Annotated in this window: 18 protein-coding genes and 1 tRNA gene; 14 read left to right on the top strand and 5 right to left on the bottom strand. The window is 48.7% G+C overall.

All coding sequences use genetic code 11. The features are described 5' to 3' along the window. Window positions 1-9 precede the first annotated feature (9 nt). The gene (locus IJG50_04995) at window positions 10-459 is read right to left on the bottom strand and encodes a SpoVA/SpoVAEb family sporulation membrane protein (GenBank protein ID MBQ3379207.1); all 450 of its coding nucleotides are present in this window, start codon (window positions 457-459) and stop codon (window positions 10-12) included. Between the two features lie 116 nt (window positions 460-575). Here IJG50_04995 and IJG50_04990 point away from each other — a divergent pair. The 9 genes from IJG50_04990 to IJG50_04950 all read left to right on the top strand — a co-directional run bounded on the left by IJG50_04990 (window position 576) and on the right by IJG50_04950 (window position 9,206). After that, window positions 576-652, top strand: a tRNA-Pro gene (locus IJG50_04990). A 318-nt stretch (window positions 653-970) separates the two neighbouring features. Beyond that, window positions 971-1,834, top strand: a complete 864-nt coding sequence (locus IJG50_04985; GenBank protein ID MBQ3379206.1) for a hypothetical protein — start codon at window positions 971-973, stop codon at window positions 1,832-1,834. Further along, a complete protein-coding gene (locus IJG50_04980; GenBank protein ID MBQ3379205.1) occupies window positions 1,821-2,051 on the top strand; it encodes a hypothetical protein in 231 nt (76 codons plus the stop codon). The genes IJG50_04985 and IJG50_04980 overlap by 14 nt, the downstream gene beginning before the upstream one ends. Window positions 2,052-2,095: 44 nt before the next feature. Then, entirely contained in the window at window positions 2,096-2,521 is a 426-nt protein-coding gene (locus IJG50_04975) for an HK97 gp10 family phage protein (GenBank protein ID MBQ3379204.1), read from the top strand. Between the two features lie 261 nt (window positions 2,522-2,782). Next, a complete protein-coding gene (locus IJG50_04970; GenBank protein MBQ3379203.1) occupies window positions 2,783-3,478 on the top strand; it encodes an MIP family channel protein in 696 nt (231 codons plus the stop codon). 883 nt (window positions 3,479-4,361) lie between these two features. Continuing rightward, entirely contained in the window at window positions 4,362-4,853 is a 492-nt protein-coding gene (locus IJG50_04965) for an NAD(P)H-dependent oxidoreductase subunit E (GenBank protein ID MBQ3379202.1), read from the top strand. Beyond that, on the top strand, window positions 4,850-6,733 hold the full coding sequence (gene nuoF, locus IJG50_04960; GenBank protein MBQ3379201.1) for an NADH-quinone oxidoreductase subunit NuoF: 1,884 nt from the start codon (window positions 4,850-4,852) through the stop codon (window positions 6,731-6,733). Before IJG50_04965 ends, nuoF begins: the two co-directional genes overlap by 4 nt. A 15-nt stretch (window positions 6,734-6,748) precedes the next feature. Continuing rightward, entirely contained in the window at window positions 6,749-8,530 is a 1,782-nt protein-coding gene (locus tag IJG50_04955) for an iron hydrogenase small subunit (GenBank protein MBQ3379200.1), read from the top strand. A gap of 115 nt (window positions 8,531-8,645) precedes the next feature. Next, window positions 8,646-9,206 carry a flavodoxin family protein gene (locus IJG50_04950; protein MBQ3379199.1) on the top strand — a complete coding sequence of 187 codons (561 nt, stop codon included), beginning with the start codon at window positions 8,646-8,648 and terminating at the stop codon, window positions 9,204-9,206. 143 nt (window positions 9,207-9,349) lie between these two features. On the opposite strand, the gene IJG50_04945 is transcribed toward IJG50_04950, so the two are convergent. The 4 genes from IJG50_04945 to IJG50_04930 form a co-directional block, all read right to left on the bottom strand. After that, window positions 9,350-9,790 (bottom strand): MarR family transcriptional regulator, encoded by a 441-nt coding sequence (locus tag IJG50_04945; GenBank protein MBQ3379198.1) that lies wholly within the window; start codon window positions 9,788-9,790, stop codon window positions 9,350-9,352. Window positions 9,791-9,941: 151 nt separating this feature from the next. Next, window positions 9,942-10,490, bottom strand: a complete 549-nt coding sequence (locus IJG50_04940; GenBank protein MBQ3379197.1) for a glutathione peroxidase — start codon at window positions 10,488-10,490, stop codon at window positions 9,942-9,944. A gap of 22 nt (window positions 10,491-10,512) precedes the next feature. Beyond that, window positions 10,513-10,776, bottom strand: a complete 264-nt coding sequence (locus IJG50_04935; GenBank protein ID MBQ3379196.1) for a TIGR03905 family TSCPD domain-containing protein — start codon at window positions 10,774-10,776, stop codon at window positions 10,513-10,515. Continuing rightward, entirely contained in the window at window positions 10,776-11,249 is a 474-nt protein-coding gene (locus IJG50_04930) for a glutathione peroxidase (protein MBQ3379195.1), read from the bottom strand. The genes IJG50_04935 and IJG50_04930 overlap by 1 nt, the downstream gene beginning before the upstream one ends. A gap of 245 nt (window positions 11,250-11,494) precedes the next feature. On the opposite strand from IJG50_04930, the gene IJG50_04925 reads away from it, so the two are divergent. From IJG50_04925 to IJG50_04905, 5 genes are all read left to right on the top strand, one after another. Beyond that, window positions 11,495-14,059, top strand: a complete 2,565-nt coding sequence (locus IJG50_04925) for a heavy metal translocating P-type ATPase (GenBank protein MBQ3379194.1) — start codon at window positions 11,495-11,497, stop codon at window positions 14,057-14,059. Window positions 14,060-14,148: 89 nt separating this feature from the next. Then, a complete protein-coding gene (locus IJG50_04920; protein ID MBQ3379193.1) occupies window positions 14,149-14,547 on the top strand; it encodes a rubrerythrin in 399 nt (132 codons plus the stop codon). A 591-nt stretch (window positions 14,548-15,138) separates the two neighbouring features. After that, window positions 15,139-19,137: a glycosyltransferase gene (locus tag IJG50_04915; protein ID MBQ3379192.1), complete on the top strand. Its 3,999-nt coding sequence runs from the start codon at window positions 15,139-15,141 to the stop codon at window positions 19,135-19,137. A 5-nt stretch (window positions 19,138-19,142) separates the two neighbouring features. Further along, window positions 19,143-20,651 carry an FkbM family methyltransferase gene (locus IJG50_04910; GenBank protein MBQ3379191.1) on the top strand — a complete coding sequence of 503 codons (1,509 nt, stop codon included), beginning with the start codon at window positions 19,143-19,145 and terminating at the stop codon, window positions 20,649-20,651. A 321-nt stretch (window positions 20,652-20,972) separates the two neighbouring features. Next, entirely contained in the window at window positions 20,973-21,758 is a 786-nt protein-coding gene (locus tag IJG50_04905) for a polysaccharide deacetylase family protein (GenBank protein ID MBQ3379190.1), read from the top strand. The last annotated feature ends 285 nt before the right edge of the window (window positions 21,759-22,043 follow it).

Here is a 22,043-nt window from a genome sequence, read left to right as displayed (position 1 = left end):
TCTGCCACCTCAAGACATAGCCTGTATGGTCCAAAGAATAACGCCGTAAATAAAAGAGGCGAGTTCACCGTATACGATGACGGGTCCCGCTATGGTAAAGAGCTTGACTGCGACTCCCGTTACAAAGCCTTCCGTTCGAAATTCGATGCAAGGCGCCGCGACTGCGTTCGCAAAGCCTGTGATCGGTATCAACGAGCCTGCGCCGGCGATTTTTGCAAACGGCTTATATAATCCCGCGCCTGTTGCAAGCACGGATAGAAGGACTAAGATAAGCGTAACGGCTGAAGCCGCTTCGTCGTGCGTCAGATATTTTTGCGCGCTTATTATATCAAGCAGCGCTTGTCCGAAAAGGCAGATAAGCCCGCCCGTCCAGAAGGCGTTTACCATGTTTACCGCGGTGCGCGAGTTCTTTGAAAAGGCTTTTACAAGCGATAAGTAGTCAGAGTGGTTTATTTGCATAAGATCACCTCATGCGTAGTATCTTACGAAAAAAAAGAAGTATGCAAAAAAGCGAAATTTTTTGTTAAACGTAATTGACAAACGAATACAGCTTATGTATAATATAAAAGTCACGTCGAGGTGTGGCTCAGTTTGGTAGAGCGCTGCGTTCGGGACGCAGAGGCCGCAGGTTCAAATCCTGTCACCTCGACCATATTGAAAAACAGCCGAAATCATTAAGATTTCGGCTGTTTTCTGCGTTTTTGCACTCTTTTGAGAGTCGTGCGTTTTTGGATATATTCTTTATTTTCGCTTTTTATCGCTTATTTTGGCAATGAAAACAAGATGTTCATCATTTCTTAACGGAAGAACGGGAATTTTAAGAGAAATGCATCGTGCAGGCGTTTTGGGCGTCTGAATGAAGCTCGTTCGTATTACCCTGATAGCGCTTCCCGGGCGTCTCCACGGCGGACCGGCCACCGTTTTCATTATATAAAAGCCCGGCATACCTCTTACATGAGAGACGCTTGATATGCGTACGAGGCATGATCACCGTTTGCTGCACGGACAGAGGCGCGAGGTGGACGAACCGTTCGAGGTGGACGGTTTTGAGATACTTTATCCGGGGCAGGTGGCCGGTGAGTCCGAGATACCGCAGCACCTCATATGGAACTGCCGGTGTACGCTGGCGGCGTGGGTGAAGGGCTTTGAACCGGACACCGTGACACAAAGCCCGAAGATGGGCGACATGAGTTTTGAGGAATGGCAACAGGCCAAGCCCATGACGAAGGAGGAACAGGCAGAGTGGATCAAGGCGGGGAAGCCTGACGCAACAGAGTGGCAGAGGAGCGCGGAGCGAAAGAAAATCGTGAACGAAAAGTCTGACCGGGAGCAGTATGAGCGGTACAGGAAAATACTTAAGGAAAATGCACCGAAATCGTTTGATTCTTTTCAGGAATTGAAGTATAATGATAGCGATGCGTGGGAATACACGAAGAGGCTTGCTCGATATTTGGAAAAATACCCGACAAGCGATAAGCGGTATTTTGACGCGCAGGAGAAGTTGAAAGAATTAGGCATTAAAAGAGGCGTATTGCTGCCTCCGGTTCAGAAAAACGCGGCGATTTTGCCTTCCGGAGGAAAAGACCCGTATCACATTATGCACAGAATGCTTGAGCGCCACATAACCGATGACGAATTGAGGTCATATATCAAGGACGCAAAAGCTATGTTCGTTCAATGGGGCGGCAAGCGACAGTACTTTGTCGGTGATGAAGGTATGTGCGTAATAGTCAATGAAAACGGCGAGTGGATTTTTAAAACGGCATGGAAGAAAAATGATTATAACGAGGAGGCCGACAAAATAATGGAGGTGCTTAAGGATGTTGGATTATGAAAGCGACCATTACTGCCCTGCGTATAAGCGCGTCATAGATATTGACCTTTGTTATGATTCTTTGATGTGTCTTAATAACACCTTTAAGATATCATCAACAAAAGAACTCGCCGAAATAGACGATATTGAAGAGGCGCGAAGGGTATGCGCGGAATGCCCATACAGCGACCTTGGCGCGGGAATGGATGATTGGGAAATTGACAGCGATATGTTATGAACCGTCCTTCGGGGCGGTTTTTTCATGCCCGGAAGGAGGAGACTATGGCGGACGTAAAGATAATCGACCACTCGGACGAGGTAAGGAGGGCGCTTGAGGCGGCGATCGCCCGGGCGCTGGAAGTGGCCGGAGGGCAGGCGGAGAGCCATGCCAAAAGGAACCTGACGGCGGCGGGGCGAGTGGATAACGACCGACTGAGAGGCAGTATCAGCCACGAGGTCAACGAAGCGGAGCAGTATGTGGTGATAGGCACCAATGTGGAGTATGGCAAGTATGTAGAGTTCGGCACGGGCATACACGCATCAGACGGCAGCGGGCGTAAAACGCCATGGGTATATATGGATGACGAAGGCAAATTCCACACGACGCGCGGCATGAAGCCTACGCACTTTCTTAGGGACGCGCTGCAGGGGCATGAAAAGGAATATGCGGCGATCATAGAACAGGAAATAAAGAGGGCTTTGAGATAAGGCAACAAAAGCACGGCGAGGGAATGCCGTGCTTTTTTGTATAAAAAGATCCTTCGCTTCGCTCAGGATGACAAATTTGCTCTGATATAAAAAATTCCGCAAAAAGCGCAAAATGACGCCGGATTCATCATAAATATTACAAAAGCACACAAAAGATACGGCGGTCAATATTTTCAAAAGGGACTTGACGCAGACCGCGTTCAGAGAGATAATATGTGTGCGTACAAAAACGTTATTTTCTTATCAAAAGGAGGCAGAATTATGAGAAAGTATCTTGCTGAATGTATCGGTACGATGGTGCTGGTAATATTGGGCTGCGGTACGGCTATGCTCGTAGGCTGCGATTCGGCAAACGGCGGGGGATATATTTTGACGGCGCTTGCTTTCGGTCTGTCCATAGTTGCCATGGCTTATTCTATCGGCAATATTTCGGGATGCCACATAAACCCGGCTGTATCATTGGGCGTTCTTATTAAGGGCGGCATGAGCGGCAAGGATTTTGTGGGCTATGTGATCTCGCAGATCATAGGCGCTATTATCGGTTCCGCAATACTTGCCGGGATATTCGGCATGGGCGGAGTTGAGGACAAGACGGGAGGCTTGGGCACCAATGGTCTTGCCGGCGTCAACGGCAGCGCAGGAGCAGGTCTTATCGTTGAGATAATACTTACGTTTATTTTCGTTATCTGCATACTCGGCGTTACCTCGTCGAAAGCCGGCCACGGCTCCTTCGGCGGTCTCGTTATCGGTCTTGCTCTTGTAGGCGTTCATATTTTGGGCATCGGTCTTACCGGTACTTCCGTAAACCCCGCAAGAAGCATAGGCCCCGCTCTTATCGCTGCAATAGGCGGCAATGCGGCTCCGCTTGCAAGTCTGTGGGTATTTATAGTAGGTCCTCTTATCGGCGCGATTTTGGCAGCGCTCGTATATAAGGGACTTGAAGGCAGCAAAAAGTGATTTGTTCGATTGATTTTAAATCGGCAGTGTTTTTGCCGAAGGACGACAAGCGATCTATCGCACTCATTGCTGACAGGATCAGAGTATAACCGGACGCTCTCTCAACTCCGCTGAGGATCGGGAGAGCGTCCTTTTTGTCTCCATGAGCAATTAAGCGGCCGATCATCATAGAAACGATACCATTCATCGCAAATGAATTGAATATGAACACAAGATTTGTATGATAAAGTATAAATACGATCCAAATGCTGCTTTTTTGCAGCTTTGTCAGAGAAGGTTATCCCGATTTGTGAAAAATTTTTCTCAAATAACATTAAATTATGACGTTTTTTTGTCTTTTAGATATTGAAAAATAATTAACGATATAGTATTATAATCATATGATTGATAAATAAATACCAAAATCCTTGAGATTTGTATGTATTTTTTTTATAGATATGCCGCATCATTCTTGTTTGTTTGTGTAACATTACCAAATAATAGTTGCCGGTCAAGAAGAAACTGATGTTACGAATTTTTAAGGTTCTCTTTTTCGGGCGTGGATGTGCGCTGCGCCGGTAAAAGAGGTATTTATACTGACGAAGGATGATCTTCGGATACTTTTCCGGGGGTGTCCGTTTGTTGCGTACAGAGAAAGCATTTTAGGGAAAATACATAAGGGGAAATATCTGAGACAAGCGCTTTTTGTTTTTTTATCTTTGCCTTATTGTTTCATATATTTTTCCCGAATGCCTTTTTATATGGGTGTTTATCTTGTCTGTTTCTCTCGTTGTCAGCAATCAGACATTTTATTAAGCATATGCGAAAAAATGTTTTGCGCGAGAGATAAATATAATATTAAAACTAAATCTATTTATGGCAATTACACAGAAAGGGTGATAGCATGGCAAAACTCAACGAAAAGGCCGTTGCGACTATCCTCGAGATTTGCGGGCGCTATAAGGATGAAAAAACGCCGCTTATGATGATTTTGAGTGATATCCAGAACGAGTACGGCTATATTCCGCTGGAGGTACAGGAGATAGTATCAAAGGAGACAGGCATTTCCGTTGCCGAGATTTACGGCGTAGTAACATTTTATTCTTTCTTTTCATTAAGCCCCAAGGGAAAATACGTTATCGGCTGCTGCTTAGGTACCGCATGTTACGTAAAGGGCGCGCAGCAGGTCATTGACAAATTCTCGGAAATATTGGGCGTCGCTCCGGGTCAGACCACGAAGGACGGTTTGTTTACACTTGATGCACTGCGCTGCATAGGCGCCTGCGGCATCGCTCCCGCCGTAACGATAAACGGCACCGTATACCCGAAGGTATCGGTTGACAAGGTGCCGGCCATTGTTGCTGAGTATAAGGCAAAGGAAGGTGTTAGTGCATGATAAAGACCATTGACAGCTTAAATGAAAACATAAAAAAACGAACTGAAAGCTTAAACGCCAAGCTCACGGGCTCGGACGGTAAGCGTCATATCGTTTTGTGCGGCGGTACGGGCTGCCTGAGCAGTCACTCCGACGAGATAACGAAGAAGTTTGAAGAGGTGCTTGCAGCCAAGGGTGTGGCAGACAAGGCCACAGTGAACATGGTTGGTTGCTTCGGATTCTGTTCACAGGGCCCGTTCGTAAAGATATATCCCGAGGATACGCTTTATCGCCTTGTTAAGATCGAAGACGTTGAGGAGATAGTTGAAAGCGATATCATTGGCGGCAAGGTCGTAGAGCGCTTGCTCTACGTTGATCCTTCTTCCGGCGAAAAGGTTTCTAAGCAGGACGAGATCACTTTCTATAAGAAGCAGAGCCGCGTCGCTCTTTTCGGCTGCGGCGTTATAAATCCCGAGGATATAAACGAGGCTCTCGGCATGGGCGCTTATCAGGGCTTAAAGAAGGCGCTTTCCATGACTCAGCAAGAGGTCGTTGACGAGATACTCGCATCGGGTCTTCGCGGACGCGGCGGCGGCGGTTTCCCGTCGGGACGCAAGTGGCAGTTCGCGTTAAACCAGCAGAACGATGAAAAATACGTTGTCTGCAACGGCGACGAGGGCGACCCCGGCGCATTTATGGACAGAAGTATATTGGAGGGCAATCCGCTTGCCGTTATCGAAGGAATGGTTATAGCCGGCTATGCGATAGGCGCAAAGAACGGTTATTTCTACGTTCGCGCGGAGTATCCTATTGCAGTACGCCGTCTGCGTATCGCCATAAAGCAGGCTAAGGAAATGGGACTGTTGGGAGAGAACATTTTAGGCACGGACTTTTCGTTCGACTGCCATATCCGTCTCGGCGCGGGCGCGTTTGTCTGCGGAGAGGAAACGGCGCTTCTCAACTCAATAGAAGGTAAGCGCGGTATGCCGAGACCCCGTCCGCCGTTCCCGGCAGTTGCGGGTCTTTGGGGCAAGCCTACCATCGTTAATAACGTTGAGACGCTTGCATGCGTTCCCTATATTATGAGAAACGGCGCTGAAAAATTCGCAAGCGTCGGCACCGAGAAATCGAAGGGCACCAAGGTTTTCGCACTTGGCGGAAAGGTCAACAACGTAGGCCTCGTTGAGGTTCCCATGGGCACCACTTTAAGAGAGCTTATTTACGATATCGGCGGAGGTATCCCCGGCGGCAAGAAGTTCAAAGCTATTCAGACGGGCGGTCCTTCGGGCGGATGCCTTACAACAGATTTCCTTGATGAGCCCATCGACTTTGACAACCTTGTTCAGAAGGGCTCGATGATGGGCTCCGGCGGCGCCATAGTAATGGACGAGGACAACTGCATGGTCGACGTTGCAAAGTTCTATATGGAATTCATTTGCGATGAATCATGCGGTAAATGTACGCCCTGCCGCATCGGTACAAAAAGAATGCTTGAGATACTTACCCGCATAACCGAGGGTAAGGGTACAATGGAAGATCTTGACGAGCTTGAGCAGTTGAGTCAGACTGTTAAGGCAAATTCGCTCTGCGCGCTCGGTCAGACGGCAGCAAATCCGATAAACTCCACGATAGCTCATTTCAGAGATGAGTATATTGCTCATATCGTTGACAAAAAATGTCCCGCTCACGTATGCAAGAAGCTTATGGAATACCGTATCGACCCCGAAAAGTGCATAGGCTGCGGCATGTGCGCAAAGGGATGCCCCGCAAGCTGCATAGAAAGAACGGATTATATTGCTCCCGGACACAAGCTTGCTTCGTTCAAGATCGATTCGAGCAAATGCATAAAGTGCGGAGCATGTATGCCCACCTGCAAATTTAAAGCGATATCGAAGCAATAATAGGAGGATGAAATCATGTCAAAGATAAATATTAAAATCGAAGGTGTAGCTCACCAGGTCGAAGACGGCATGACGATTCTCGAAGCCGCTAAAGCCTGCGGATATGAGATACCTTCTCTTTGCGCGTTCAATCACGGCGAATGCAACAGAGGCTCCTGCCGCGTTTGTCTTGTAGAAGCTACGGGAGCAAGAGGCCTTGTTGCAAGCTGCGTATATCCCGTTTCCGAGGGCATGGAGATACGCATATCTTCACCAAAGGCTGTTGAAGCAAGAAGAAGAAGCGTTGAGCTTCTCTTATCTAACCACAATATAAACTGCCAGCAGTGCGAAAAGAACGGAAAGTGCGAGCTTTTACATGTAGCTTCGCTCACCGGTGCAAGAGAGGGCGCGTTCAAGGGCGTTCATTCCGAAACGCACATTGACAGACTTGCGCCCGCGCTCGTGCGCGACACCTCGAAGTGCATACTTTGCGGAAGATGCATAGAAAGATGCAAGAACGCTCACGGCCTTGGAATACTTGGCTATGAGAACAGAGGCTTCCGCACATTCGTATCCCCCGCAGAGAACAGAAGCTTTGCCGATTCTCCGTGCATCCAGTGCGGTCAGTGCGTAAACGTATGCCCGACCGGCGCTCTTATGGAGCACTCCGAGATATCTAAGGTAGATGCGGCTCTGGCGTCCGGCAAGCACGTTATAATCCAGGCGGCTCCCGCAGTCCGCGCTGCTTTGGGCGAGGAATTCGGATATCCGATAGGCACTCCCGTAACGGGCAAGATGATAGCGGCAATGAGAAGACTCGGCTTTGAGCGTGTTTACGACGTAAACTTCGGCGCCGACCTTACGATAATGGAAGAGGGCACCGAGCTTCTCGGTCGTCTTACGAACGGCGGCGTGCTTCCGATGATAACCTCCTGCTCGCCGGGCTGGGTAAATTATGCTGAGTACAACTACAGCGACCTTCTGCCGCACGTTTCGAGCTGTAAGTCGCCGCATCAGATGCAGGGCGCAATAATCAAGTCCTACTGGGCTAAGACTCACGGCATCGATCCGAGAGACATATTTGTTGTTTCCGTTATGCCTTGCGTAGCAAAGAAATACGAGAAGGACAGAGAACAGCTGAAAGTAAACGGCTTAAATGATGTTGACGCCGTTATCACGACGCGCGAGCTTGCAAAGATGATAAAGCGCAGCGGTATAATCTTTAACCGCCTCCCCGACGAGGATTGGGATCAGGATATCATGGGCGATTACACCGGCGCAGCCGTTATCTTCGGCGTAACGGGCGGAGTTATGGAGGCTGCTCTTCGTACCGTATACTTCAAGCTTACCGGCAAGGAATACGGACCCATCAAGTTTGAAGAGGTACGCGGCCATGATGCAGGTATACGCGAAGCTACTATAGATATAAACGGAACAAAGGTAAACGTAGCTATAGCGTCGGGAATGAAGTCTGCAAAGGTGCTGCTCGACGAAATAAGAGCGGGTACTTCCAAGTATCACTTTATTGAGATAATGGGATGCCCCGGCGGATGCATCAACGGCGGCGGTCAGCCTTATGTGAGAAGCTGCTTCCTTCCCAACGAGTCGGACGATATCATGGACACCTACAAGGAAAAGAGAGCAAAGGCTCTTTACAGCGAGGACGAGCGCCTGACTCTGCGTCAGTCGCACAACAACCCGCAGATAATAGAGCTTTATGATAAGTTCTTAGGCGAGCCCAACTCTCACGCGGCGCATGAGCTGCTTCACACGACTTATGCCGGGAAAGTAGGATTCAACGAAGTGACAAAGGCTTAAAAACGATAATTAAGATTATTACCTGACATAAACGGACGCGTTTTCGCGTCCGTTTGGTCTATATGCGAAAGGGGAGCATAAAGTGAAGAATAAAAAAGGAAAACGCATTGCAGTCATGCGATCGAGTCCCCGCAAAAAGGGCAATACGAATTGGCTTACGGATATTGTAGTTGATGAGCTGAGAGCCGTAGGCTGCGAGGTCTTCGAGTTCGATCTTTTCGATATGGAGATAAAGCCGTGTACGGCGTGCAGATGGTGTCAGAAGGATTGGGACAGCGTATCATGCATTCAAAAGGACGATATGCAGCCGATATTCGATGCGATCCTTAAAAGCGACGTGATACTGCTTGCAACGCCTATATATTCGTGGTACTGCACTCCTCCGATGAAGGCAATGCTTGACAGGCTCGTATATGCAATGAATATGTATTACGGCGACGAACGCGGACCGTCGATTTGGGCGGGAAAGGAAGTCTCTGTGATCACGACGTGCGGTCTTCGCCCAGAAAAGGGCGCTGACCTCTTTTTGGAGGGCATAAGACGATACTGTAAGTATTCCGGCCTTGTGTTTAAAAACGTTCTCTGTGAACGCCACATGGGATATAAAACAGTGTTCCCGGACGAAGAAAAACGCGCACACGCCGTTGAGTTTGCAAAAGAAATAAGCTGTTGTTAGTTTTCGGATGATGAAAGCTTATTATAAAAACAATAAAAACCCCGAATGGCTGATATGCTCCCTCCAAGAGCGACAGTTTCTTTTTCGCTGTCTCTCATGGAGGGAGCATATCATAATTATTTAAGCCGCATTTTGCGATCTCTTTATTTTTTTAGTCCGCCTAAAAGTTCATATAAAAGCCGGTAGAGAGTGAGAGCGTCTTCTGTTTCAAGCTTTACGCATGCGCCTACAGAACCCGGCACATCTGCGGCGGCGTCCTTAAGCTTTTCGCCTTCTTCAGTTATCTCAACGAGCAGCACACGCTCGTCGTCAACAAAGCGGTAGCGGCGGACAAAGCCCTTTTTTTCGAGGCTCTTGAGCACGGGCGTAAGAGTTCCCGAGTCGAGATACAGCTTTTCGCCGAGCTCCTTCACGCTGCATTTTTTTTGCTCCCAGAAGACCATCATCGCTATATATTGAGTATACGTCAGATTTAAAGCGTCAAGATAAGGCCTATATAATTTTACGACCTCACGTGAAGCCGCATACAAAGGAAAGCATAGCTGATTTTCAAGCTTTAAAGCCTCGTACTTAGAATTATCCATGAGATCCGTCTCCCAAAATCAAATTAAGCATTATAAATATAGAGATATTATCATATCAGTTTACTCTTTTCAATATTATTAGCCGTCGAAAAGAATAAACTCATACGGTATATGCGCACGGCCTTTATAAAAAGACCGTGCGCTCATGTTTTTACAGTAAAGCCGCGATATCGGCGTCGATATCGGATATATTTGCTATCGGCTCGTAGCGTTTTACTACGTTTCCGTTTTTGTCAACGAGGAATTTCGTGAAATTCCACTTGATCTTCGAGTTGTTCTTAAAGTCGGGGTCGATTTTTGCAAGTAGTCCGTTCATCATCTCCGAAGCCGGGTGTTCGGCAGGGAAGCCCTCAAAGCCCTTTTCGGCCTTTAAGAAGGTGTAAAGCGGTATCTCGGCGTCGCCGTTTACGTCTATCTTTGCGAACTGGGGGAAGGTAACGCCGAAGCGGGTCTGGCAGAAGGTCTTTATCTCATCGTTTGTGCCGGGAGCCTGAGCTCCGAACTGATTGCAGGGGAAGTCGAGTATCACAAGCCCCTTGCCCTCATACTTCTTATAGAGAGCCTGAAGTTGTTCATATTGGGGTGTAAAGCCGCATTCCGTGGCGGTGTTTACTATGAGAAGCACCTTGCCCTTGTAATCGGAAAGCAATACGTCGTTGTTGTTTGGATCTTTTACTTTAAAATCATACAGAGAGGCCATTTTTATTCTCCTTTACATAATATTATTTGTTTTTATTTTGAAGCTCATATGCTTCTCTTACAGCAATGGCAAGCTGGTCGGCGCATGAAGTCGGATTTTCGTCGCAGGTGTTTCCGCGCAGTTTCTCTTCGATTTGGTCTACCGTCCAACCGTCAACAAGCTTGGATATGGCCTTAAGATTGCCGTTGCAGCCGCCCAAAAACGATATGTCGGTAACTATGTCGCCGTTAAGCTCGAAGTCTATTGCGAGCGAGCAGACGTTTTCCGTTTCATAAGAAAAATGCATTACAAAAGCTCCTTTATTCTGTTTTCTATTTTTGCGGGCTCAATGTTGGGAGCGAAGCGGTCGATAACATGTCCGCTTTTGTCAAGAAGGAATTTTGTAAAATTCCACTTTATTTTATTGCCTAACAGACCGCCTTTTTGAGATTTTAAGTATTTGTAAAGCGGATGTTCGTTTTCACCGTTTACTTCTATTTTAGCAAACTGCGGGAAAGTTACGCCATAGTTAAGCGTGCAGAAGGATACGATTTCTTCTTCTGTGCCGGGCGCCTGCGCGCCGAACTGATTACAGGGGAAATCGAGTATTTCAAAGCCTTGCGCGTTGTACTTTTTATATAATTCTTCAAGCCCCTTGTATTGAGGCGTAAAGCCGCAGCCGGTGGCAGTATTGACAATAAGCAGGACCTTGCCTTTGTAATCCGAAAGTGAAACTTCTTCGCCTTTTGCATTTTTTGCTTTAATATCGTATATCGTCATACATGCGCCTCCTTTCAAATGATCATAATTCAATTGAATACAATTAAATTATAGACAAATCTATTTAATATGTCAAGCATTTTTTTACAAATAATAAAATTTTCGAACATATTGTAAGAAGAACGAATGTGTAAGCAGAACGGCGCATCGGTTTGACAATATAATCTTAAAGTAATATCATTATTATGCTAAAATCACGCATAATATAGGCGTTAAACGGATCTCCGCAGACAGAAGGTGAAAAAATGCAGCAGTATAACGTAACGGGCATGAGCTGTGCGGCGTGCAGCGCGAGAGTTGAAAAAGCGGTAATGAAGGTCGAAGGCGTAGAGTCGTGCGCCGTAAGCCTGCTTACGAATACAATGGGCGTTGAAGGCACGGCTTCTTCGAAAAGCATAATTGCCGCCGTAGAAAAGGCGGGATACGGAGCAAGCATAAAAGGCAGTGAAGAAAAAACAGCGGCCGATAATTTTTCTCCTTCTCTTTGGGACAGCGAGACGGAGGCGCTTAAAAGGCGGCTTATCGCGTCAATATGCTTTCTTGTACCGCTTATGTACGTCTCGATGGGGCATATGATGTGGGGCTGGCCTCTGCCCGCAGACTTTAGCGCAAATCACCTTGCAATGGGTCTTTTTGAGCTTCTTTTTACCGTTGTCGTAATGGTAATAAACCAAAAATTCTTTATAAGCGGATTTAAAAGCATTATTAACCGCGCGCCGAATATGGACGCGCTCGTTGCGCTTGGCGCGTCGGCCTCGTTTATTTGGAGCGTGTATATCCTTTTTTGCATGACTGCGGCCGTAAGCACGGGAGACGCGGCGGCTGCCGAAGAATATATGATGAATTTTTACTTTGAGTCGGCCGCAATGATACTCACGCTCATCACGCTAGGCAAAATGCTTGAGGCGCGTTCAAAGGGCAAAACTACCGACGCGCTCAAAAGTCTTATGAAGATAGCGCCAAAAACGGCGAACGTGATACGTGACGGCAGGGAAGTTTTGATCCCCGCAGAACAGGTGAGAGCGGGAGACATTTTCGTTGTGCGTCCCGGCGAGAGCATACCGGCGGACGGCGTAGTAGCAGACGGCCAAAGCGCCGTGAACGAAGCGGCGCTTACCGGAGAGAGCATTCCCGTTGACAAAATGAAGGGAGACAGCGTTTCGGCGGCTACGATAAATCAGTCGGGATTTATAACTTGCGAGGCCGTGCGCGTGGGGCAGGATACGACGCTTTCGCAGATAATAAAAATGATGAGCGAAGCGGCGGCAACGAAAGCGCCGATAGCAAAGACAGCCGATAAGGCGTCGGGTATATTTGTTCCTGCCGTTATCGGAATTGCGCTCGTAACCCTGGTCGTATGGCTTTTAGTCGGCCAGAGCGCGGGATACGCGCTCGAGCGCGCTATATCGGTTCTGGTTATAAGCTGCCCGTGCGCGCTGGGACTTGCCACGCCGGTAGCTATCATGGTGGGAAGCGGCGTCGGCGCGAAGAACGGCATACTATACAAAACGGCCGTCTCTTTGGAGGAGGCGGGGCGCGTGAAAACAGTCGTTCTCGATAAAACGGGCACGGTAACGCGCGGAGAGCCTGTTGTGACGGATATGATACCGGCGGGAGGCTTCACAAAAGAGACGCTTCTTTCGCTTGCAGCGGCGCTTGAGGTAAAAAGCGAGCATCCGCTTGCAAAAGCCATAATGCGCGAAGCGAATGAAAAAAACGCCGCCATGCCCGAAGTCAGCGAATTCGAGGCACTTGTAGGCAACGGACTTGCGGCCTGCCTTGACGGCGCTAGGATTGCGGGAGGCAGCCTAAAATACATGAATGAGACTGTGCGAGTGCCGAAAGGCTTAAAAGAGCGCGCGGACGCGCTTGCCTCGGAAGGCAAAACGCCGATGCTTTTTTCAAAGGACGGCGCGGCTGTGGGAATAATCGCAGTTGCAGACGTGGTGAAGGATGACAGCCGCATGGCTGTGCAGGAGCTTAAGAGCATGGGTATACGCGTCGTTATGCTCACTGGCGACAACGAGCTTACGGCAAGGGCGATAGGGAACGAAATCGGAGTGGACGAGGTGATAGCGGGCGTATTGCCCGACGGCAAGGCTGATACGATACGCCGCCTTAAAGAGAGCGGCAAGGTGGCTATGGTTGGCGACGGAATAAACGATGCGCCCGCGCTTACCGAGGCTGACGTCGGCATAGCGATAGGCGCAGGGGCGGATATTGCAGCAGACGCCGCCGATATCGTACTTATGAAAAACAGCCTCATGGACGCGGCTGAGGCGGTGCGTTTGAGCCGAGCGGCGCTTCGCAATATACGCGAGAATCTTTTCTGGGCGTTTATATATAATGTCATCGGAATACCTGTGGCGGCAGGCGCGTTTATCGCGGCGTTCGGGATAGGCTTAGATCCGATGTTTGCGGCGGCGGCAATGAGTCTTTCAAGCTTCTGCGTCGTGTCGAATGCGCTGAGGCTCAATCTGTTCAAGCCTTACCGCGCGCAGAGCGGCGACGATACCGTCCATACGAAGAAAACAGCAGACGACAGCGAAACGCATCCCGATATTCCCGAAGAAAAGAGATCGTCGTCAGTAAAGAGAATGGCGCTTACCGTTGACGGCATGATGTGCGAGCATTGCGAGAAGCGCGTAGTGCGCGCGCTTTTAGGCGTTGACGGCGTTATTTCTGCAGAAGCCGACCATAAGAATGACATTGCAAGAATCGAATACGAAGGCGAAATCGACAAAGACGCGCTCAGACGCGCCGTCGAAGAAGAGGATTATGAGGTCTTATCTTGCGGCGAGGAAGAATAAAAACATGTATTGAGTTTTCTTTAATAACATGATACGATACTATTGTAAGCAATTGTATTATTTTGAAAAACAAAAAAGGAATGGCTGAAATGGCAGAACTGTCGAAAGAATTAAAGAAATTCTTAAGATTTCAGCAGGGTGAGCTTGACGGCGTACTTACATATCAGACGCTTGCGGGACTTACCGACGACGCAGAGCTTAAGGCCGCGTTTTTAGAGGCAGCGGCTGATGAGGGACGCTATGCAGCCATTTTGAGAAACACAACTAGAGAGGCATTAAAGCCAGATCACGAGGCTGCGGCAAACATAAAAATGGCCGTGCAGGCAGTAGGTTTTTCGGCGCTGCTTGAAAAGATTTCGGCTGTCGAATATGCAGGATTCGATATGTACGCGCCACACCTTGATTATCCCAATGTGTCCGAGATGCAAAAGGACGAGAAAAAGCACGGCGATATGATGGCGGCACAGGCGAAGAGCCTTGGGAGCTGAGCCGGTATGTCACTTTTCACAGGGCTGCTCAATTATAATATGTATGAATGAATGCTTCCAGACCAGATATTACGTGCCAAACCGTCTATATTTGTCTAATTTGTTTTTTATGTCAATACTATTGGCGAACTACGCCGAATGGCCTTGACCCGGAACCATCAATTATTAGAATGTGATTTGCGCGTATGGTTGACTTTGTGGAGATTTCGTTTGTTTATCCGATTGGTCCAGTCTTCAGTTGGCTGCGAAGCAGGGCAAAAGTAGTTGTATCAATCAAGATTTTGTGTTATAATAATTAATAATTTTACCCCCCATCTATGTTGGGGGAGATCGGAGAAAGGAGAGTCGGGTATGCGGGAAAAAGAAGCCTCCAGTGTGGTAAAATGAGTGAGGCGTCGCAAGCCTGACTCAACACACAAGTTGTTATCCAAAAGCAGATAAGTCAAGTTTATCACATGCGATATGGGAATGCCGGTATCATATTATGGCCTGCGGCGTGCAGTGCAGAATTCATTGAAACAGCTATATTCATTTGTAGAATGCCGGTTTTTTAGGAGCATATAAGAAGAAGCCTAAAGGAGGAGACTATCTATGCCTAATATATATCATGTTTTTGTGATGCATATTGAGGGTCTATCATGGCGCTTTGCGATTCGGGAACCCATACCAGAGGACGCTTACGTTGCATGGTATATTTATCGAAACGGAACTAAGGCGCCGATCCATAAAAAGCATTATTTGAGAGGCGCGGAATACGACTTCACTTTTGAGGAAGAAGGGAAATACTGCGTCAGATGCTTTGTTAAGAGTAAGAACTCAGATACAAAAGAAACCGGGAGGTCTGAATGGTTTGACGTCAAACGGCCGCCGAAAATTCAAATTGATTCCCTGGAGTATCAGCTTGAGATCGAGGACGGGGATTTAGTGTTCACATTCACTAATCTACCGAAAAAGCACCGTGCAACGTTTGCATTTTATGTTACGAAGGACAAAAGAGATATCTACAAGCAGCGTGAGTATACCCAAGTACCGTCATTGCGTTATCCTCTCTCCGGTTTTGGAAGTTATGCTGTTACATATTATGTTCGTCAAGACGGAGTCTCAGAACGCAGATGCAGCAGATCCATTCCATATTATCCCCTTGTACTGCATATGGAAGGGGAGAATATGCTGTCCTCTTTTATCAAGAGTATACAGATGCAACAGGATAGGATATCCAAGATGGATTTGCTGGATCCGCTGCAGTTTAAAACGGGTTCACTAAAGACGCATAGTAGCGCTGTCAATTCGGAGAATGAAGCTGTTGATATCTCCATGCAGTTTGGCAATCATAAAGAATATGAGGATGCACATCGAATCTTACTGGAACTATGCAGACAAACGCGGACCGGGGAATCAAATCAGCCTTTGTTCCACACGGATGCACAGACCATCAGAGAACTGAAGATTGCCGCCATTATGGATCAGTTTACCCTGGAGAGCTATGGGCCGGAGTGCAGCCTGATGGAGCTCACGCCACAGGGCTGGCGGGAGGAGATCGACGGCTTTCAGCCCGACCTTCTGTTCATCGAATCCGCCTGGAAGGGGAAGGACGGCCTCTGGTACCGGAAGATCGACCGCTACAGCGAGGAATTGTTCTCTTTGACCACATATGTACGATCTCTCGGTATTCCCATCGTTTTCTGGAATAAAGAAGATCCGGTATATACAGATACTTTCATGATCACCGCAGGGTACGCTGACGTCGTGTTCACAACGGATATCGACTGCATCGCCCGGTACAAGGCGGAACTGGGCCACGATCGGGTCTATCATTTGCATTTTGCGGCTCAGCCGGCGATCCATAATCCAATAGAAAAATATGAGCGCAAGGATAAGTTTTGCTTTGCTGGTGCATACTATCACAGATACCAGGAGCGTACGCGTGTGTTTGACAGCTTTGCCGCTCATTTCCTTGAGGGAAACGGGCTGGACATCTACGACCGAAATTACCCCAATGCTCTGCCCGAGCACGCCTTTCCGGAAATGTATCAGCCGTATATCCTCGGCTCCCTGCCCTCCGGCGAGATCGACAAGGCATACAAAGGGTACTGCTACGGCGTCAACATGAATTCCATACAACAGTCTCAGACTATGTTTGCCCGCCGTGTTTTTGAGCTTCTGGCCTCCAACACTGTGGTCGTCGGCAATTTCTCCAGAGGGGTCAAGAATTACTTCGGAGACCTTACCATTTCCACGGATGACAAGGGAACGCTGGAGCTTTATCTAAACAAATACTGCAAAAATGAAAGGGAGAGAGATAAGTACCGGCTTTTGGGGCTCCGTGCAGTATTGTCTCAGCATCTCTATCGAAACCGACTGGCTTATATTGCAGAAAAGGTCTTCCGGCAAAATTTGCTGCCGCCATTGCCGGTTGTGACTGTCTTGGCAAATGCGGGAACAGTTGAGCAGGCAAACCGATTGGAAGAAATGTTCTTATCACAAACGCTGCCGAATGCGCAGCTGGTTTTCGTGGGAGCGGCCTCTTCTGAGCAAAGGAAGCGGTATGTCTGCCTTGGCGAGGAAGATGTCAGAAGAACTCTGTCGGAGATCTGCGGCGGCGGACTGGCCGCCTGGTGGGAGGGGAGCGACTGGTACGGCCCCAACTATCTTATGGACCTCTCCCTGACATGGACTTACGGCAGTTTTCGCGCAGCCGGGAAATCTGAATATTTCTGTGGGGCGGACGCTTCTCTTCAAAATTACGGCGCATCCTACAAAGCGCCGGATGAATTATTGTTCCGCAGAGCATTGATAATGGTTAAATTCTGGCAGGATGTTTCGCTTGCTGAGCTTTCAGGAGATTGGAAGATCACAGGCAGCGGTTTGATGGGCACGGATTATTTCCAATATTGCGAGGACTGGCCGGAGGGTGACTGCCCGGCAGCGGCGGATCTCTTTGTGGCCGACCGGGGCATCCCGGCGGAGAGGATCACGCAGTGCGCCGAGGCGATCCGGCCGCTCAGGGAGCCGGAGGATGTCCTTCGGATCCCCGGCGCGGACCTGGCGAAAAGCAAACCCTCTGAAAATGTCCCTGTGACCTATGAGACGGAGGGGAGCAAACTGGTGATCCGGAGCAAGCTGCCGGAGGGGAAGCACGAGTATCTCTACGACCGCGCCCACCGTATAGAGGTGGGCCCCTGGCTTCTGGACGGGAAGCTTCCGGTACAGTTCCGGGGCCTTGGGGCGCTGGATCTCATCTGCGTTTTGGTTTGCTATGATCAGGACGAGCAGAAGCTCAAGCCCCTCTTTCCCAAGCTGAACCGTAGGGAGCTGCTGACGTTGCCCGACGGGACTGTCTCCGTCGAGATTGGCTTTCGCCCGAAGGGAAGCGGCACCGCCACCGTGAAAGATGTGATTTTCGGGGGGAGCGGGATGATTTCGGAGCGATCCTCCTTCCTCGCCCGGTCGAAGGTCCTGATTCTCTCGAACCATTATCCCTCCTATGAGGCTCTCTACCGAAACATGTTTGTTCATACGCGCATGACCTCTTATCGGGATGCGGGAAGAGTCTACGATATAATGCGCATGAATCCCTACGCAAAGGACGGCTATCGGGAATTCGAGGGGATCAACGTGATCGAGGGGAAGGCCGGAGAGCTGAAGGGGATCCTCGACACCGGCACTATTGAAACCGTCTGCGTCCATTTTCTGGACCGGGATATGTGGGAGGTTTTGAAATACTATCTTGATCGGATCCGTCTCGTGATCTGGAGCCACGGCGCAGACATTCAGCCATGGTGGAGAAGAACATTCAACTACGATTCAGAAGAGGATCTGGAGAAGGAAAAGCAGATATCCGAAAAACGAGTGGAATTATGGAAAGAAGTATTTGAAGCGCAAAAGAAAACAGATGCAATCCATTTTGTCTATGTATCCCATTATTTTGCGAATGAAATTGCAGAAGACTATAAGGTCCGCTTTGAAGAGAAAGACTATAGTGTAATTCATAATTTAATTGATAGCTCTCGTTTTAGCTATGTTCCTAAAGACATAGAGCAGCGCAAGAGAATTCTAACGATTAAACCATTCTCAAGTAAAAAGTATGCAAACGATTTGACGACGATGGCAATTCTTGAATTGTCGAAAAGGGATTTCTTTAAGAATATTGAGATTGATATTTATGGACAAGGATCAAATTTTGACACAGATAATGGCCCGCTAAAATGTTTTCCCAATGTTCATCTCCATCCCGTTTTTTTGCGCCAGGATGAAATCGCATCACTTCATAAAACACATGGCGTCTATATAGCAACCACACGCTGGGATTCCCATGGTGTATCACGTGATGAGGCCATGAGCTCCGGCCTGGTTCCCATTGCGAACAACTGCACGGCTATCCCAGAATTCATGGACGATACCTGCGGTATCCTAGTTCCGCCGGAAGACTATATGGGCGTCGCCGACGCCATCGAGCGGCTGTACAACGATCCCGCTCTCTTCCAACGGTTGTCCGCGGCAGCGGCGGAGCGGGTGAGAAACCAGACATCCAAGGAACACACCATCGCTAAAGAGATCGCGCTGATCGAAGGGCAAACAGAAGAAGGGTGAGCGGGATGGAAAAGAAAACAGTTTCTTTAAAAAACCTTCTAATCACCGGGTATGAGGGCGACTATATACTTAATACGATCGAGCGCACCCAAGACTTCTATGAGGCTTATATCTTATCCAAATGGAGTCCTATGCTTGCATCGCCTAAATGTATTCTGGATGTCGGAGCAAATTTGGGTAATCACACTCTGTTTTGGGCCGGCTTTTTCCCGGAGGCGAGGATCATTTCCTTGGAGCCTTTCCCGGACAATTATGCATTCCTGAAAGAGAATGTGGAGCAAAACAAGCTTTCTAATGTTCTGCCCATTTGTGCCGCAGCGGGAGAGAAGCCCGGGTTCGCGCATGTAACACATTTTGAAGTGGATAATCTGGGAGCAACGACCTTTCAGTTTTCCGATTCGGAAGAAGATGGGAAAACAGCTGAGGTCAAAACCTTGGACAGTATCGCCAAGCAGTTAAAGCTTCGCGAAATTGACCTCGTAAAAATCGATACGGAAGGATTCGAGGTTTCTGTACTGAAAGGGATGACTGCCATCCTTGAGAAAGACCGTCCTGTTCTGTGGGTAGAGTGCGGAGGAACATCGGTCTCAACGGTGTTGGAATTTCTTCAGGCAAGAAACTATATCCCCGTTGATTTGGAGAGTGCCAATCTTCTGTTTTTCCCAAAGGAAAAAGCCCCGGAAAGCAAACTGACGCTAGAGACTCTTTTGTCCGCTAATTTGGCGCTTGTGGACAGGGTCAATCAATATTATAAGAATTACGCAGTCAGTAAACAATGGCTGGCGGAGAAGGATGAGCAGCTGGAAGCCTTAAGGAAACAGCTGGCCGGCGTAACGGAGAAAGCCGAAAAGAATGCGGAAAACTATGAGACAAGTAAAAGCTGGCTTACAGAAAAAGACAGGAAACTGGAAATGCTGACTGAGCAGTTGGCTGCCGCCCGCGAGAATGCGGAGCAGATCCTGGCCAGAGCGGAGCAATACCGCTCCAACTATGAGGCGGGAAAGGAATGGCTGGCGGAGAAGGATAAGCAGCTGGAAGCCTTGAGGGAACAGCTGGCCGGCGTAGCAGAGAAAGCCGAAAAGAATGCGGAAAACTATGAGAAAAGTAAAAGCTGGCTGGCGGAAAAGGACAGGAAACTGGAAGCGCTGACAGAGCAGCTGGCTGCAGCCCGCGATAATGCGGAGCAGATCCTGGCCAGAGCGGAGCAATACCGCTCCAACTATGAGACCGGCAAGGAATGGCTGGCGGCGAAGGATAAGCAGTTGGAATCCTTGAGGGAACAGCTGGCCAAGGCGACAGAGAAAGCCGAAAAGAATGCGGAAAACTATGAGACCTGTAAGGAATGGCTGGTGGCGAAGGATGAGCAGATGGAATCCTTGAGGGAACAGCTGGCCAAGGCGACAGAGAAAGCCGAAAAGAATGCAGAAAACTATGAGACCTGTAAGGAATGGCTGGCGGCGAAGAATGAGCAGGTGGAAGCCTTGAGAAAACAGCTGGCCAGGGTAACGGAGTAAGCCGATACCTTTGAATTAAAAGAAACTGGAAGAAGGGATACTATTCTGAAGGGGGCGGGAAAGTCTTGTCCCCTACGGTATTGATCTGCCGGTTCTCGCAGGCGCTGCGGGGCATGGCGGCTACCGCCTTTTGATGGGGAAAGATGCTGTCCTCTGTGCTGTCTGCCCCCTGCCTTCTTCAAGCATAGGGAGAAAGCCTTCCGCGAAAATCAAAGTCGCGGGAGGTTTTTTATATTATTATTTAAATTATTATTTAAATTGCGCATTATCGCGGCGCACGGCGCATAAGGATGTATCATCATAGCTGAAAGGATGATATATATGCGTTATTATGTGCTGGGAAGGCGGGGGCTTTTATCAGCGTGCGCGGCGATACTCGTTTTTTCGCTGCTTTTGGCAAATTTTCCTGCGGCCAAGTCGCTCGTCGCGTCGGCCGTGGCGGGGCGCGAGCTTCCGATATACTGCGTTGACACGGATGAAAAGAAGGTGGCGTTTACATTTGACGCGGCATGGGGAAACGAAGATACTCACGCGCTCGTCGAAATATTCGATAAATACGACATACCCGTGACATTCTTCGTTACAGGCGGCTGGGCTGAAAGCTATCCCGAATCGGTAAAGGAGCTTCACGACGCGGGACATGATATAATGAACCATTCCGACACGCACGGCCATATGAGCAAGATGTCTGCCGAAGAGATCACGGCGGACGTTGGCGAATGCGCAGGGAAGATAGCTGCAGTAACGGGCGTGTATCCGGACCTGTTCCGTCCGCCTTACGGCGATTATAACGATAGGCTTATAAAAACGATGCGCGAAAACGGGTACTTCAGCATACAGTGGGATGTTGACAGTCTTGATTGGAAGGATATATCGCCTGAGGAGATAAAAAAGCGCGTGCTCTCAAAGGTGGGGCCGGGCTCGATAGTGCTTTTTCATAACGGGGCAAAAAATACGCCAGAGGCGCTGCCCGCGATAATAGAGGCCTTAAAGGAACAGGGGTATACGTTCGTGAAGGTGTCTGACCTGATAATGCGGGACGATTACACTATAGACCATACGGGAAAGCAATGCCTCAGTGGACCTGGGGCGGAAACCGCACAATAAACGGACGAAGAAGGGGGGCGTATCTGAGAAGCTGCAGATAGGCCCTCATTTTTATGGTATAATATTCGCGTAAAGTCTGCATTCGCAGCCTTTCGGCGCGGACGCGCCGGCCATACATGCGTATGGCACGCTATATTGAATCACATCGCAAAAATGCCCTTGCGAGCAAGCATTTTTTCTTGCGGTATAATATTCGCGTAAAGTCTGCATTCGCAGCCTTTCGGCGCGGACGCGCCGGCCATACATGTGTATGGCACGCTATATTGAATCACATCGCAAAAATGC

The organism is Clostridia bacterium (genome assembly GCA_017405765.1).
In the GTDB taxonomy this organism is placed as follows: Bacteria; Bacillota; Clostridia; order Oscillospirales; family RGIG577; genus RGIG577.
The sequence above is the reverse complement of the archived record's forward strand: the minus strand, read 5'-3'. Positions and strand labels throughout refer to the sequence as shown.